15 protein-coding genes and 1 rRNA gene are annotated in these 14753 nt (G+C 53.3%); 8 read left to right on the top strand and 8 right to left on the bottom strand.

What is annotated here, in order from left to right:
- Positions 1 to 25 precede the first annotated feature (25 nt).
- Both OGX75_RS21205 and gmhB read right to left on the bottom strand, forming a co-directional pair.
- A 16S ribosomal RNA gene (locus tag OGX75_RS21205) occupies positions 26 to 1567 on the bottom strand.
- A gap of 366 nt (positions 1568 to 1933) precedes the next feature.
- On the bottom strand, positions 1934 to 2500 hold the full coding sequence (gene gmhB / locus OGX75_RS21200; RefSeq protein ID WP_047458784.1) for a D-glycero-beta-D-manno-heptose 1,7-bisphosphate 7-phosphatase: 567 nt from the start codon (positions 2498 to 2500) through the stop codon (positions 1934 to 1936).
- Positions 2501 to 2689: 189 nt separating this feature from the next.
- Here gmhB and metN point away from each other — a divergent pair, with 189 nt between their 5' ends.
- From metN to proS, 6 genes are all read left to right on the top strand, one after another.
- Positions 2690 to 3721: a methionine ABC transporter ATP-binding protein MetN gene (gene metN / locus OGX75_RS21195; RefSeq protein ID WP_049008092.1), complete on the top strand. Its 1032-nt coding sequence runs from the start codon at positions 2690 to 2692 to the stop codon at positions 3719 to 3721.
- Positions 3714 to 4367, top strand: a complete 654-nt coding sequence (locus OGX75_RS21190) for a methionine ABC transporter permease MetI (protein ID WP_012133958.1) — start codon at positions 3714 to 3716, stop codon at positions 4365 to 4367. The genes metN and OGX75_RS21190 overlap by 8 nt, the downstream gene beginning before the upstream one ends.
- 39 nt (positions 4368 to 4406) lie before the next feature.
- The gene (gene metQ, locus OGX75_RS21185) at positions 4407 to 5222 is read left to right on the top strand and encodes a methionine ABC transporter substrate-binding lipoprotein MetQ (protein ID WP_012133959.1); all 816 of its coding nucleotides are present in this window, start codon (positions 4407 to 4409) and stop codon (positions 5220 to 5222) included.
- 118 nt (positions 5223 to 5340) lie between these two features.
- On the top strand, positions 5341 to 5745 hold the full coding sequence (gene rcsF, locus OGX75_RS21180) for an envelope stress sensor lipoprotein RcsF (protein WP_012133960.1): 405 nt from the start codon (positions 5341 to 5343) through the stop codon (positions 5743 to 5745).
- Entirely contained in the window at positions 5742 to 6449 is a 708-nt protein-coding gene (gene tsaA, locus OGX75_RS21175; RefSeq protein ID WP_024130680.1) for a tRNA (N6-threonylcarbamoyladenosine(37)-N6)-methyltransferase TrmO, read from the top strand. Before rcsF ends, tsaA begins: the two co-directional genes overlap by 4 nt.
- Before the next feature lie 110 nt (positions 6450 to 6559).
- Positions 6560 to 8278: a proline--tRNA ligase gene (gene proS / locus OGX75_RS21170; RefSeq protein ID WP_286451566.1), complete on the top strand. Its 1719-nt coding sequence runs from the start codon at positions 6560 to 6562 to the stop codon at positions 8276 to 8278.
- Positions 8279 to 8337: 59 nt separating this feature from the next.
- On the opposite strand, the gene nlpE is transcribed toward proS, so the two are convergent.
- The 3 genes from nlpE to OGX75_RS21155 are packed head-to-tail and all read right to left on the bottom strand — an operon-like array spanning position 8338 to position 10037.
- Complete coding sequence (nlpE, locus tag OGX75_RS21165) at positions 8338 to 9042, bottom strand: envelope stress response activation lipoprotein NlpE (protein WP_012133964.1); 705 nt, start codon at positions 9040 to 9042, stop codon at positions 8338 to 8340.
- A gap of 30 nt (positions 9043 to 9072) precedes the next feature.
- Positions 9073 to 9495 (bottom strand): alternative ribosome rescue aminoacyl-tRNA hydrolase ArfB, encoded by a 423-nt coding sequence (arfB, locus tag OGX75_RS21160; protein WP_012133965.1) that lies wholly within the window; start codon positions 9493 to 9495, stop codon positions 9073 to 9075.
- Positions 9492 to 10037: a YaeQ family protein gene (locus OGX75_RS21155; RefSeq protein WP_200073991.1), complete on the bottom strand. Its 546-nt coding sequence runs from the start codon at positions 10035 to 10037 to the stop codon at positions 9492 to 9494. The genes arfB and OGX75_RS21155 overlap by 4 nt, the downstream gene beginning before the upstream one ends.
- A 199-nt stretch (positions 10038 to 10236) precedes the next feature.
- Here OGX75_RS21155 and OGX75_RS21150 point away from each other — a divergent pair, with 199 nt between their 5' ends.
- Positions 10237 to 10437 carry a YaeP family protein gene (locus tag OGX75_RS21150; protein WP_012133967.1) on the top strand — a complete coding sequence of 67 codons (201 nt, stop codon included), beginning with the start codon at positions 10237 to 10239 and terminating at the stop codon, positions 10435 to 10437.
- Positions 10424 to 10684 (top strand): Rho-binding antiterminator, encoded by a 261-nt coding sequence (gene rof / locus OGX75_RS21145; RefSeq protein WP_024130681.1) that lies wholly within the window; start codon positions 10424 to 10426, stop codon positions 10682 to 10684. The genes OGX75_RS21150 and rof overlap by 14 nt, the downstream gene beginning before the upstream one ends.
- A gap of 83 nt (positions 10685 to 10767) precedes the next feature.
- Here the strand turns inward: rof and tilS are convergent, their stop codons facing one another.
- The 3 genes from tilS to ldcC all read right to left on the bottom strand — a co-directional run bounded on the left by tilS (position 10768) and on the right by ldcC (position 14734).
- Entirely contained in the window at positions 10768 to 12084 is a 1317-nt protein-coding gene (gene tilS, locus OGX75_RS21140) for a tRNA lysidine(34) synthetase TilS (protein WP_214143607.1), read from the bottom strand.
- A gap of 62 nt (positions 12085 to 12146) precedes the next feature.
- Positions 12147 to 12536, bottom strand: a complete 390-nt coding sequence (locus OGX75_RS21135; protein ID WP_286451565.1) for a VOC family protein — start codon at positions 12534 to 12536, stop codon at positions 12147 to 12149.
- A gap of 59 nt (positions 12537 to 12595) precedes the next feature.
- Positions 12596 to 14734, bottom strand: a complete 2139-nt coding sequence (ldcC, locus tag OGX75_RS21130; RefSeq protein WP_104869059.1) for a lysine decarboxylase LdcC — start codon at positions 14732 to 14734, stop codon at positions 12596 to 12598.
- Positions 14735 to 14753 lie beyond the last annotated feature (19 nt).

Here is a 14753-nt window from a genome sequence, read left to right as displayed (position 1 = left end):
CACTGCAAAGGCAGGTTCTTTAAGGTAAGGAGGTGATCCAACCGCAGGTTCCCCTACGGTTACCTTGTTACGACTTCACCCCAGTCATGAATCACAAAGTGGTAAGCGCCCTCCCGAAGGTTAAGCTACCTACTTCTTTTGCAACCCACTCCCATGGTGTGACGGGCGGTGTGTACAAGGCCCGGGAACGTATTCACCGTGGCATTCTGATCCACGATTACTAGCGATTCCGACTTCATGGAGTCGAGTTGCAGACTCCAATCCGGACTACGACATACTTTATGAGGTCCGCTTGCTCTCGCGAGGTCGCTTCTCTTTGTATATGCCATTGTAGCACGTGTGTAGCCCTGGTCGTAAGGGCCATGATGACTTGACGTCATCCCCACCTTCCTCCAGTTTATCACTGGCAGTCTCCTTTGAGTTCCCGGCCGGACCGCTGGCAACAAAGGATAAGGGTTGCGCTCGTTGCGGGACTTAACCCAACATTTCACAACACGAGCTGACGACAGCCATGCAGCACCTGTCTCACGGTTCCCGAAGGCACATTCTCATCTCTGAAAACTTCCGTGGATGTCAAGACCAGGTAAGGTTCTTCGCGTTGCATCGAATTAAACCACATGCTCCACCGCTTGTGCGGGCCCCCGTCAATTCATTTGAGTTTTAACCTTGCGGCCGTACTCCCCAGGCGGTCGACTTAACGCGTTAGCTCCGGAAGCCACGCCTCAAGGGCACAACCTCCAAGTCGACATCGTTTACGGCGTGGACTACCAGGGTATCTAATCCTGTTTGCTCCCCACGCTTTCGCACCTGAGCGTCAGTCTTCGTCCAGGGGGCCGCCTTCGCCACCGGTATTCCTCCAGATCTCTACGCATTTCACCGCTACACCTGGAATTCTACCCCCCTCTACGAGACTCAAGCCTGCCAGTATCAGATGCAGTTCCCAGGTTGAGCCCGGGGATTTCACATCTGACTTAACAGACCGCCTGCGTGCGCTTTACGCCCAGTAATTCCGATTAACGCTTGCACCCTCCGTATTACCGCGGCTGCTGGCACGGAGTTAGCCGGTGCTTCTTCTGCGGGTAACGTCAATTGCTGCGGTTATTAACCACAACACCTTCCTCCCCGCTGAAAGTACTTTACAACCCGAAGGCCTTCTTCATACACGCGGCATGGCTGCATCAGGCTTGCGCCCATTGTGCAATATTCCCCACTGCTGCCTCCCGTAGGAGTCTGGACCGTGTCTCAGTTCCAGTGTGGCTGGTCATCCTCTCAGACCAGCTAGGGATCGTCGCCTTGGTGAGCCGTTACCCCACCAACAAGCTAATCCCATCTGGGCACATCTGATGGCAAGAGGCCCGAAGGTCCCCCTCTTTGGTCTTGCGACGTTATGCGGTATTAGCTACCGTTTCCAGTAGTTATCCCCCTCCATCAGGCAGTTTCCCAGACATTACTCACCCGTCCGCCACTCGTCAGCAAAGCAGCAAGCTGCTTCCTGTTACCGTTCGACTTGCATGTGTTAGGCCTGCCGCCAGCGTTCAATCTGAGCCATGATCAAACTCTTCAATTTAAGTTTGATGCTCGTGAATTAAACTTCGTAATGAATTACGTGTTCACTCAGAGACTTGGTATTCATTTATTGTCCGAAGACATTAAGAATCCATGTCACTTTGAGTGCCCACACAGATTGTCTGATAAATTGTTAAAGAGCAGTTGCGACGCGCTTTAGCGCTCTGTCGCGAGGTGGCGTATATTACGCTTTCCTCTTTCAGAGTCAACCCTGAATTTCAGGATTTTTCTCTTTAATCAACCGACTGTTTGTGTGAAGTGATTCACATCCGCCGTGTCGATGGAGGCGCATTATAGGGGGTCGTCTCAGGAAGACAAGCGGAAAAATGCATTTTTATCTCAACCGCTCATCTTTTAATCATAACGCTTATTTTTGCTGCTTTCTTATCGCCGATGGCAGGTCAGCAAGGCTATTTAACACCCAATCTGCCGCATTTTCTGCTTCAGGCGTAACGGGCTTACCGGTGCGTACCAATACTTTCGTACCAACATTTGCCGCTGCCGCCGCCTGCATATCTTCTATTTTGTCACCCACCATATAAGACGCGGCCATATCAATGTGCAGAAAATCACGCGCAGAGATAAGCATCCCCGGATGCGGTTTACGACAATCACACGCCTGACGGAACTCTTCTACGCTGCCCTGCGGATGATGCGGACAATAATAGATGCCATCCAGATCGACATCGCGGTCCGCCAGCGACCAATCCATCCATTCGGTCAGCGTCTCGAACTGCGCTTCCGTAAATTTACCGCGCGCAATACCAGACTGGTTGGTAACAACGACAAGCGCAAAGCCCATCTTTTTCAGTTCACGCATCGCGTCAATGACGCCTTCAATAAACTCGAACTCATCGATTTCATGTACGTAACCATGATCCACATTAATAGTGCCATCACGGTCGAGGAAAATTGCGGGTACGGACTTTGCCACCTTTTATAGCTCCTGAATAAGGCATGTGCCGTTAGTATCGCATGTTTCAGCGAGCAAGAAAGTGCTCATCATCGAAAGCCTGATTGATTTAGACGTCTGGATGCCTTAACATCCATTTTGTTGACGGCTTCGACCGTATCAGGCAGAAGAAAATGCCACGGCTAACTTAATTACGATAATAAATAATCAATGATTAAACTTTCGAATATCACCAAAGTGTTCCAACAGGGGACTCGCACCATTCAGGCGCTGAACAACGTCAGCCTGCATGTCCCTGCCGGACAAATTTATGGCGTTATTGGCGCCTCCGGCGCCGGTAAAAGCACACTCATTCGCTGTGTGAATCTGCTGGAACGTCCCACGGAAGGGAGCGTATTGGTTGGCGGCCAGGAGCTGACCACCCTTTCTGAATCTGAGTTGACGAAAGCCCGTCGCCAGATTGGCATGATTTTCCAGCATTTTAACCTGTTATCTTCACGTACCGTTTTTGGCAACGTGGCGTTGCCGCTGGAACTGGACAATACGCCGAAAGACGAGATTAAACGCCGCGTCACAGAGCTGTTGGATCTGGTAGGGCTCGGCGATAAGCACGACAGCTACCCGGCCAACCTTTCCGGCGGTCAGAAACAGCGTGTGGCGATTGCTCGCGCATTAGCCAGCAATCCCAAAGTCCTGCTGTGCGACGAGGCCACCAGCGCACTCGATCCGGCAACGACCCGTTCGATTCTGGAACTGCTGAAAGATATTAACCGTCGCCTTGGCCTGACCATTCTTCTTATTACTCATGAGATGGATGTGGTTAAGCGCATTTGCGATTGTGTCGCAGTTATCAGTAACGGAGAACTGATTGAGCAGGATACGGTCAGCGAAGTGTTCTCCCATCCAAAGACGCCGCTGGCGCAGAAGTTTATCCAGTCCACGTTGCATCTGGATATCCCGGAAGATTATCTGGAACGTTTAAAAGCAGAGCCGTATGCGGACAGCGTCCCCATGCTGCGTATGGAATTTACCGGACAATCCGTAGACGCCCCGCTGCTGTCTGAGACGGCCCGCCGCTTCAATGTGAACAACAACATTATTAGCGCGCAGATGGATTACGCAGGCGGCGTGAAGTTCGGCATTATGCTGACGGAAATGCACGGCACGCAAGAAGAGACGCAAGCCGCAATTGCCTGGTTGCAGGAACACCATGTGAAAGTAGAGGTACTGGGTTATGTCTGAGGCGATGATGTGGTTACTGGCGCGCGGCGTCTGGGAAACGCTGGCAATGACTTTTGTATCCGGCTTTTTTGGTTTTGTTATTGGTCTGCCGGTTGGCGTACTGCTGTACGTTACGCGTCCAGGGCAAATTATTGAAAACGCGAAGCTCTACCGCACACTCTCTGCGGTCGTCAATATCTTCCGTTCCATCCCGTTCATTATCTTACTGGTATGGATGATTCCATTTACCCGTGTGATTGTCGGCACCTCCATCGGTTTGCAGGCGGCGATTGTGCCGTTAACCGTCGGCGCCGCGCCGTTTATCGCCCGCATGGTGGAAAACGCATTGCTGGAAATCCCAACCGGATTGATCGAAGCCTCCCGTGCGATGGGGGCCACGCCGCTGCAAATCGTGCGTAAGGTGCTGCTGCCGGAAGCATTACCGGGTCTGGTCAATGCCGCAACCATTACCCTGATCACTCTGGTGGGCTACTCTGCTATGGGCGGCGCCGTTGGCGCTGGCGGACTCGGTCAGATTGGCTATCAGTATGGTTACATTGGCTACAATGCTACCGTGATGAATACGGTGCTGGTATTACTGGTCGTTCTGGTTTATTTAATTCAGTTATCCGGCGATCGCATCGTTCGGGCAGTGACGCACAAGTAACATTAAACACAACACAAATGACTCATTAAGGAAATAAGCATGGCGTTCAAATTTAAAACCTTTGCGGCAGTGGGAGCCCTGATTGGTTCTCTGGCACTTGTGGGTTGCGGCCAGGATGAAAAAGATCCGAACCACATCAAAGTGGGCGTGATTGTCGGCGCTGAACAGCAGGTTGCGGAAGTCGCGCAAAAAGTAGCGAAAGAAAAATACGGTCTGGATGTTGAGCTGGTGACGTTCAACGACTACGTATTACCGAACGAAGCGTTAAGCAAAGGCGATATCGACGCGAACGCTTTCCAGCACAAGCCGTACCTGGATCAGCAGATCAAAGATCGCGGTTACAAGCTGGTTGCCGTTGGCAATACCTTTGTTTATCCGATTGCCGGTTATTCCAAAAAAATCAAATCACTTGATGAGCTACAGGATGGTTCTCAGGTAGCCGTACCAAACGATCCGACTAACCTTGGTCGTTCACTGCTGCTGTTGCAGAAAGTAGGATTAATCAAACTGAAAGATGGCGTTGGCCTGCTGCCGACCGTTCTGGACGTGACCGAAAACCCGAAGAACCTGAAAATTGTTGAGCTGGAAGCACCGCAACTGCCGCGCTCTCTGGACGATGCGCAAATTGCTCTGGCCGTGATTAACACCACTTACGCCAGCCAGATTGACCTGACGCCGGCAAAAGACGGTATCTTCGTGGAAGATAAAGATTCCCCGTACGTTAACCTGATCGTAACGCGTGAAGACAATAAAGACGCAGAGAACGTGAAGAAATTCGTTCAGGCTTATCAGTCTGACGAAGTCTACGAAGCCGCGAATAAAGTCTTCAACGGCGGTGCTGTTAAAGGCTGGTAATTTTTAGGCGGTTTCCACAATCTGTAATATCATTCAGGACGGGCGCTTGCCCGTCTTGTCATTTATGCAAGCTCCTGATTCAATATCTGACGATTAGATCATTCATTGAGGAAATATTATGCGTGCTTTACCGATCTGTTTATTGGCACTCATGCTGGGCGGTTGTTCCATGCTAAGCAGATCCCCTGTTGAACCCGTTCAAAGCACCGCAACCCCGCCAAAAGCGGAGTCGGAAAAACCGAAAGCGCCGCGTGCCGCACCGGTCCGAATTTACACCAACGCCGAAGAGTTAGTGGGTAAACCGTTCCGCGATCTTGGCGAAGTCAGCGGTGACTCCTGCCAGGCATCTAATCAGGATTCCCCGCCGAGCATCCCGACGGCACGTAAACGCATGCAGATTAACGCCTCTAAAATGAAGGCGAATGCTGTACTGCTGCACAGCTGCGAAGTCACCAGTGGAACGCCAGGCTGCTACCGTCAGGCTGTTTGCATCGGTTCCGCCCTTAACATCTCGGCTAAATGAGCAGTTTTCAGTTTGAGCAAATAGGCGTTATTCGCTCCCCCTATAAAGAAAAGTTCGCCGTCCCGCGCCAGCCTGGTCTGGTAAAAAGCGCCGACGGCGAACTGCATCTTGTTGCGCCCTATAATCAGGCCGATGCCGTTCGCGGTCTGGAAGCGTTCAGCCATTTGTGGGTAATCTTCGTCTTTCATCAGACGATGGCTGGCGGATGGCGCCCGACGGTTCGCCCTCCCCGTCTCGGCGGCAATGCCCGGATGGGCGTCTTCGCGACCCGCTCCACCTTTCGCCCTAACCCTGTCGGCATGTCACTGGTTGAGTTGAAAGAGATTGTCTGTCAGAAAGAGAAAGTCATCCTGAAGCTGGGCAGCCTGGATCTGGTTGATGGCACGCCGGTTATTGATATCAAACCCTACCTGCCGTTTGCCGAGTCATTACCGGGCGCAACGGCCAGCTACGCGCAACAGGCGCCTGTGGCAGAGATGCACGTCAGCTTCACGGCCGACATTGACCAACAGCTTTCACGGCTTGAACAACGTTACCCGCAACTGAAAACATTTATCGGCGAAGTGCTGGCGCAAGATCCGCGTCCTGCCTATCGTAAAGGTGAAGAGACCGGTAAAACGTACGCCGTCTGGCTGCACGATTTCAACGTGCGCTGGCGCGTCACCGAAGAGGGTTTTGAAGTCTTTGCGCTGGAACCCCGCTAATTTCACGCCCTTCTCTTTTGACATCCCTTTCTCGCTGGTAAACTAAATCACTTTTTTTGTGTCAGGCTCGCGTTGAGCCTGTTCGATCGTCCAACTGGAACCGTAACAACATGCGTACTAGCCAATATCTGCTCTCCACTCTGAAGGAGACACCTGCCGACGCCGAGGTTATCAGCCATCAGCTGATGCTGCGCGCCGGGATGATCCGCAAGCTCGCCTCCGGGTTATATACCTGGCTGCCGACTGGCCTGCGCGTCCTGAAAAAAGTCGAAAACATCGTGCGTGAAGAGATGAATAACGCCGGTGCCATCGAGGTGTCAATGCCAGTGGTTCAGCCTGCTGACCTGTGGCAAGAGAGTGGTCGTTGGGAACAGTACGGCCCGGAACTGCTGCGTTTTGTTGACCGTGGCGAGCGTCCGTTCGTACTCGGCCCGACTCACGAAGAAGTTATCACCGACCTGATTCGTAACGAACTCAGCTCTTACAAACAGCTGCCGCTGAACTTCTTCCAGATCCAGACCAAATTCCGTGACGAAGTACGTCCGCGTTTCGGCGTAATGCGTTCCCGCGAGTTCCTGATGAAAGACGCCTACTCTTTCCATACCTCTCAGGAATCGCTACAGGAAACTTACGACGCGATGTATGCCGCTTACAGCAAAATCTTCAGCCGTATGGGCCTGGATTTCCGCGCGGTACAGGCAGACACGGGGTCTATCGGCGGTAACGCATCCCACGAGTTCCAGGTACTGGCGCAAAGCGGTGAAGATGATGTGATCTTCTCTGATTCTTCTGACTACGCGGCTAACATTGAGTTCGCCGAAGCCGTTGCGCCGAAAGCGCCGCGCGCGGCTGCCAGCCAGGAGATGACGCTGGTTGATACGCCAAACGCGAAAACCATTGCGGAGCTGGTTGAGCAGTTCAATCTGCCGATTGAGAAAACCGTCAAAACGCTGCTGGTGAAAGCGGTTGAAGGAAGCAGCTACCCGCTGGTTGCTCTGCTGGTACGTGGCGATCACGAACTGAACGAAGTGAAAGCGGAAAAACTGCCGCAGGTTGCCAGCCCGCTGACCTTCGCCACAGAAGAAGAGATTCGTGCGCTGGTGAAAGCCGGCCCGGGTTCTCTCGGCCCGGTAAATATGCCGGTTCCGGTGGTGATCGACCGTACCGTTGCAGTAATGAGCGATTTCGCGGCAGGCGCCAACATCGACGGTAAGCACTACTTCGGCATCAACTGGGATCGCGATGTCGTGACGCCAGAAGTCGCCGATATCCGTAACGTCGTGGCAGGCGATCCAAGCCCGGACGGCCAGGGCACGCTGCTGATTAAACGCGGCATCGAAGTGGGTCATATCTTCCAGCTGGGCACCAAGTATTCCGAAGCGCTGAAAGCCTCCGTACAGGGTGAAGATGGTCGTAACCAGATCCTGACGATGGGTTGCTACGGTATCGGGGTAACGCGCGTGGTGGCGGCGGCGATTGAGCAGAACTACGACGAACGCGGTATTGTATGGCCTGACGCCATCGCGCCATTCCAGGTTGCCATTCTGCCGATGAACATGCACAAGTCCTTCCGGGTGCAGGAACTGGCGGAAAAACTGTACGGCGAACTGCGCGCACAAGGCATCGAAGTGCTGATGGATGACCGTAAAGAGCGTCCGGGCGTCATGTTCGCGGATATGGAACTGATCGGCATCCCGCACACTATCGTGCTGGGCGACCGTAACCTGGACAACGACGATATTGAATACAAATACCGTCGTAACGGCGAGAAGCAGTTGATTAAAACTGGCGAGATCGTCGATTTCCTGGTGAAAGCCATCAAAGGCTAAACACAAAAAACCCCGCTGATGCGGGGTTTTTTAATGTCCAGACGGGGTCGATACCGCAATTACTTGCTGGAACAATCCTGTCCAGGAACGAATTTAATCTCTTTATCGGCCACCAGCGTTTTTACCTGCGCGCCCGTATCCGGGTTGGCTTCCTGCGTAAAGTGACCTTCCACCGTTAATAATACCGGCTTTTCCGCAGCGCCTCGTGCCGCCAGATAATCACGTTCCAGCTGAGCATTGTTCGCCACCGGCATGCGTTTCCCGGTAGCGCAATCGGTAAAGGTCGCCGCATCCGCCATATAGAAATACATGCCGCGCACCGGCATTGGCGTTACGGGCAAACTGGCAGACACCGACTCAAGCGTGTAATTAAACTGCGACTCAATCGGATTACCTTCACGATCAAGCATTTCCAGAGCGTCGCCTTTCGCACGATAGTAAGACTTCTCGCCTTTGCTGTCGGTCAATACCAGTTTATCGGCTGTACGCGCCCAGGTGCCATACGAGGCAAACGAAGAGGGTTCTTCACGAACGCCCTGATAACGTTCATTCATCACCCATGTTCCATCTTTTTCCAGGAACAAAGAGGTTTCGATCCCTTCACAGTCTGCGCAAGGCAATACGCCACGCCAGCTTTGCTGCATCGGTTTTAATTCTGCCGTCTGCGTCGGCTGTAGCGCCTCCACTTCAGTACGATTATTACATCCGATCAAGGCAAAGAGCGTACATGCTGCCGCTACTGACAATATCGCTGTTTTCACCATAAATTCCTTATGAAATGTTATCCCCGCTCGTCACTCCTGAGGACGACGAACTCTACCGCGAAGCGCCTTCACTGTGGATTTTTGTGCCTTCGATGACAACCTGCGTTCTTTCGACGCGCGCGTAGGGCGGGTTGCCCGTCGGCTTTTTTGCACTGCGGTTAATTCTTTGATGACTGCCACCAGCCGGGCGATAGCCGCCTCCCGGTTGAGCTCCTGGCTGCGATACTCCTGCGCCTTAATAATAATGACGCCATCGCTGCTAATAAGGTGATGGCTGGCAGCCAACAAACGTTCCTTATAATACTCTGGCAGGCCAGAGGCCCGAATGTCAAAGCGCAAATGGATAGCCGTTGAGGTCTTATTAACGTGCTGTCCACCCGCTCCCTGCGCACGAATGGCTGTGATTTCCAGCTCATTGTCGGGAATCGAGACATTTCGGGAGATGACAATCATGAAGGCTGTTGCCATGCAGCCAGATGAATTTCCAGATTATTCTGAGAATCCGACAGCCAGATGGCGCCATCCTGAATCGTTGCCTGCAACGTCATGGTTCGGCCGGCAAAATCACTCAGTTTCACCAGTTGCTCATCATCCAGATACCACACGGACAGGTTAGCGTACTGCGCGCATTTACTCTGGTTCTGCTGCCACCAGATTTGCGCGGCACGACTATTATAGGCAAACAGCGCAACCTCCGCAGCCTGGGTACAGGCTTTCTTAATGCGGCGCTCATCCGGCAGCCCCAGCTCAACCCATAAATCAATCCCCAGATGGTCGTTACGCAGCCATGCCTCAGGCTCATCTTCTGCGCTCAGACCACGCGTGAACTGTAGGCGCTCATCGGCATATTTAATCCAGGCCAGAAGGCGCAGCATCATGCGCTCCTGCGTTTCAGAAGGGTGACGCGCCAGCGTCAATGCCGCGTCAAGAAACTGGTTGCGATCAAGATCCGCCACATTGACTACGGCTTTATAAATCGTCGCTTTAAGCGCCATGAGAGAACTCCTTTCGAATCAGGGACACATTGTAGCGAAATCTGCGTCAAAAGGCTGTTAACGGATGTCGTATACCTGCGCCGTCAACCTGCTGATATTGCCTGGATGGGTATGTTATAGTCACCTTGCTAAACAGAGTTTATCTTCGTAGGCTTAGACTTGCATCCACGGTTAAGTCAGAGTGCTGACAGGAGGGCATGTGGAAAAATATTGTGAGTTAATACGCAAGCGGTATGCGGAAATCGCCAGCGGAGACTTAGGGTATGTCCCGGATGCGCTGGGTTGTGTATTGAAAGTGCTTAATGAAGTGGCAGCAGACGATGCCCTTTCAGAGTCGGTCAGGGAAAAGGCGGCATATGCTGCCGCGAACTTACTGGTGAGCGATTATGTCAATGAATGAAACGTATCAACCCATCAACTGCGATGATTACGATAATCTTGAGCTCGCCTGCCAGCATCATCTGTTACTGACGCTGGAACTTAAGGATGGAGAAGTTTTACAGGCGAAAGCCAACGATCTGGTGTCGCGCAAAAACGTGGAATATCTGATCGCGGATGTCGCCGGTGAAACACGCGAGCTGCGTCTGGACAAAATTACCAGCTTCAGTCATCCACAAATCGGTACTGTAATCGTCAGCGAATCCTGATTCTTTTGTTGCCGGATGGCGGTGCAAGCACCTTATCCGGCCTACTTTCCATGCGATACGTAGGCCTGATAAGCGCAGCGCCATCAGGCATTACGCGATGACGATGTCTCTTCCTTCCATTCCAGCCTGACGCCTGCTCCCTCCTCCGCCAGACCATCACAGGTAACAAAAATACCTGCGGCAGCAATCAACGTCTCGCCATAAAACAGCAGCGGCGTGGTATCCCGCCGCCAGGGCGGTACGCCCAGCTCCTGCCAGATTTTCTTTAGCTTACGCCCGCCATTGCGCCCGATAATATGCAGTAACCCAGATGCCTTAAAGCGTATGCTAACTGGCTCGTCGGCACGCGGCATGCGCAGGTCGCCTCCTGGAACGAGCCGCACCGTCCCAAGTCCAACGGGCAGCGATAACGGTGTTTGCCACGATGACCACGGGATCACCGTCGCGCTTTGGCCGGTAACGGATTTTATCCACCATAGCTGTGACTGATAACGGCGAATGTCGTACTCGCCAAAGCGCAAACAGGGAGCGGCGTCCTCACGCGCCAGCGCCACCTCCTGCCAGATACGTTCCAGCCCGTCGCGGGAAGGCATCGGCGCATGCTTCGCGGCCAGCCAGCGGCGCAATAGCGCAGCACGTCGCGGGCCGCTCATCGCCATTAACGGCGCTAACTGCAATGCTCCATCAGCGGTGATACAGCCCGCTAAATCCTCTGCCAGAAGCTCATCCAGCAGGCGCTCCTGTTCTGCGCAAAGCGCGGCGCTACGGGCAGTCGCTTCAGCAAAATGCGGCCAGCGTTGTTGCAGCAGCGGCAGCACCCTAAGGCGCAGGAAATTACGATCGTAGACATCATCCTGATTGCTTTCATCCTCAATCCAGCGCAGCGCATAGCGTTTTGCCCACTGCTCCAGCGCCGCACGGGTTTCCCCAAGTAACGGGCGGATCAGCTGCGTTCCGGCAAACGACGAGCGTTCCCCCATAGCGGACAATCCCGCCGGGCCGCTGCCGCGCTTCAACGCCAGCAAAAACGTTTCACATTGATCGTCAAGATGCTGGGCCGTGACCAGGACTTCACCGGGATGCAGCGCCTGCGCAAAGGCCGCGTATCGCGCCTGGCGCGCCTGAGCCTCAATCCCCAACCCCTCATCCTGAAGCTGCACTCGTCGGACAACCAGCGGCACCTGCCACTGCTGGCACACAGCCTCGCAATGCGTCACCCAGCTATCGGCATGAGAGCTTAACCCATGATGAATATGGATGGCGCGCAGCGTGACATCAGGCTGCTGTTCTCGCCATTGCACCAGTTGATGCAGCAGTACGGTAGAATCCAGCCCGCCGCTAAAGGCCACCAGAATCTGGCGGTATGGCAGGAGTGAGGCGTTCAGGGTGAGTGTTGTCATGATCATTGCTTAACTGTGGCACTGCCCGGCACGTTACCGGGCAGAAACCGTGATGACAAGTTTTACTGCTCATACAGTTCGAGCGGCAGTCCGTCTGGATCGTTGAAAAAGGTAAAACGTTTATTCGTAAACGGGTCAACGCGAACCGGCTCGCATTTAACGTTGTTCTCCTCCAGATGCGCTACCGCTTTGTCTACGTCTTCCACGCTGAACGCCAGATGCCGCAGACCGCAGGCCTCCGGTCGGCTCGGTCGCGCAGGCGGGAAGGGAAAAGAAAAAAGCTCAATCACATATTGCCCGTTTAACGCCAGGTCGCCTTTCCAGGAATCACGTTCTTCCCGGTACGCTTCACTCAACAGCGTGAAGCCCAGTACGTCACAATAAAACGTTTTGCTCGCCGCATAATCCGTCGCGATAATCGCAATATGGTGAACCTGTTTTAATCCCAGCATAGCGTCTCCTTAATGTGTTATCAGCACGTTACCCGCCTTGCCGTCGCGAGGGCAAGCCATCATGCCGTTTTTAAGACTCTCACTCGGTAAACGCCATCCTCATCCTGTTTTGCGCCATGAATATCGGTCTCAAAGCCAGGGTAATGGTGGCCGATGGAACACAGCATCAGCAGAAAATCGAGTACCGCACGGCTCGCTTCGGTGATCATCTCCCCCGGCATCAGCAACGGCACGCCAGGCGGATACGGCAGCACCATACTGGCGGAAATACGCCCCACCAGTTGATCAATCGCAATGGTCTCCACTTCGCCTTTTATCTGCCTCTGCCAGGCCTGATGCGGCGTCATTTTCATTTCGGGCAATGTGTCGAACGCCCGTAACATCAACCCGGAAAGATCGTGCTGGCGGATCAGTTTATGGATACCCTGCGCCAGATCCTGAATCCGCATATTACGATAAAAATCTGGATCTTCGGCGTACAGATCCGGCAGCATATTTTTAATGCGCAGATTAAGATCGTAAGCGCGTTTAAACTCCGTCAGGCCGCGCAGCAACCCCATCGCCCGGGTTTTATCAATACCAATACTGAACAGGAACAGCAGGTTATAAGGCCCGGTTTTTTCTACCACCACGCCGCGCTCATCAAGGAACTTCGCCACCAGCGCGGCGGGAATCCCCTCCTCGCTCATGTTGCCCTGCTCATCCATACCGGGCGTCAAAATGGTGACTTTCACCGGATCGAGAAACATATGGTCGGCATCCGCATCGGTAAAACCGTGCCACTCCTCGCCGGGCGCAACGGGCCAGCATTCCGCTTCATCCACCTCTTCCGGTTGCCAGATATCAAAGAACCAGCCTTCCGACTCTTCGCGCAGCCGCTGTACCTCTTTGCGAAAATGAAGCGCCCGCTCCACGGAGCGATTGATCAATCGTTTACCCGGATTGCCACGCAGCATTGCCGCAGCCGTCTCAATCGACGCCACGATGGGGTAGCTTGGCGATGTTGAGGTGTGCATCATAAACGCTTCATTAAAGGTATCTTCATCGTAATCCCCTTTAATGTGAATAAGCGATGCCTGGGACAGCGCCGCCAGCATTTTATGCGTCGACTGCGTTTCGAAGATGACTTTTCCCGGCACCCGCTCGCCGCTCATCCCGCTTTTCCCCTGATAAATCGGGTGAAAATGGGTATAGGGCACCCAGGCCGAGTCGAAATGGATCGAAGGGACATCCAGCGTTTGTTTAATCCAGTTGGTGTTGTACAGCAGGCCGTCATAGGTCGAGTTGGTGATAACCGCATGTACCGGCCACTGCGCCTGCGCCGTCTCCGAAACCTTATGTTCAATACTCTCACGCGTAAATTCACGCTTAGGAATGCCCCCCAGAATACCGAGTGCGTTACGCGTGGGTTTCAGCCAGAGGGGCACCACATCGCTCATCATCAACAGGTGCGCGAGAGATTTATGGCAGTTGCGGTCAATCAGCAGCGTGCTGCCCGACGGCGCCGCGTACATGCCGACAATTTTGTTCGATGTGGAGGTGCCGTTGGTCACCATATAACTCTGCTCGGCGCCGAAGGTGCGGGCAATATACTCTTCCGCCTCCAGGTGCGGCCCGGTATGGTCCAGCAGCGAACCCAGTTCGGTCACGGAAATAGACACATCCGCTTTTAGCGTATTCCCTCCGAAGAAGTCATAAAACAGACAGCCAATTGGGCTTTTCTGGTAAGCGGTTCCCGCCATATGCCCCGGCGTACAGAAGGTATACTTCCCTTCCTTCACATAGGTAAACAGCGCCCGGGTGAACGGCGGCGTGATGTTATCAAGGTATTCATTCGTATACTGGCGGATGCGGGTTGCAATATCTTCTGACTGGCCGAGCGCGTATTCAAAAAACCACAGTGCCATCCGCATATCATGCACGCTGACATCCATCGTCGAATGCGTATTGATAAACGCATACAACGGCAGGTATTCATTTAGCTGGTTGATATCGCTACACAAATCGAGGCTGTACTCATCCCAGTCAAAAATGACGCCACAGATTCGCGGATTGTGTTCAATGAATTTCAGCAGGTCGACGCTATTTTGCGGCCAGATAATCTGAAACCCCTGCGACTGTAGGGCAAGCTCAAGTTCCTTGATGGGTTCGTCTTTATAAAAAACGCCATGCGGCCCCATGATGGCAATGATATTCATGCGTTCCTCCTGGAAAAAC

The organism is Citrobacter sp. CK199, from assembly GCF_030333285.1.
Lineage (GTDB): Bacteria > Pseudomonadota > Gammaproteobacteria > Enterobacterales > Enterobacteriaceae > Citrobacter_B > Citrobacter_B koseri.
The sequence above is the reverse complement of the archived record's forward strand: the minus strand, read 5'-3'. Positions and strand labels throughout refer to the sequence as shown.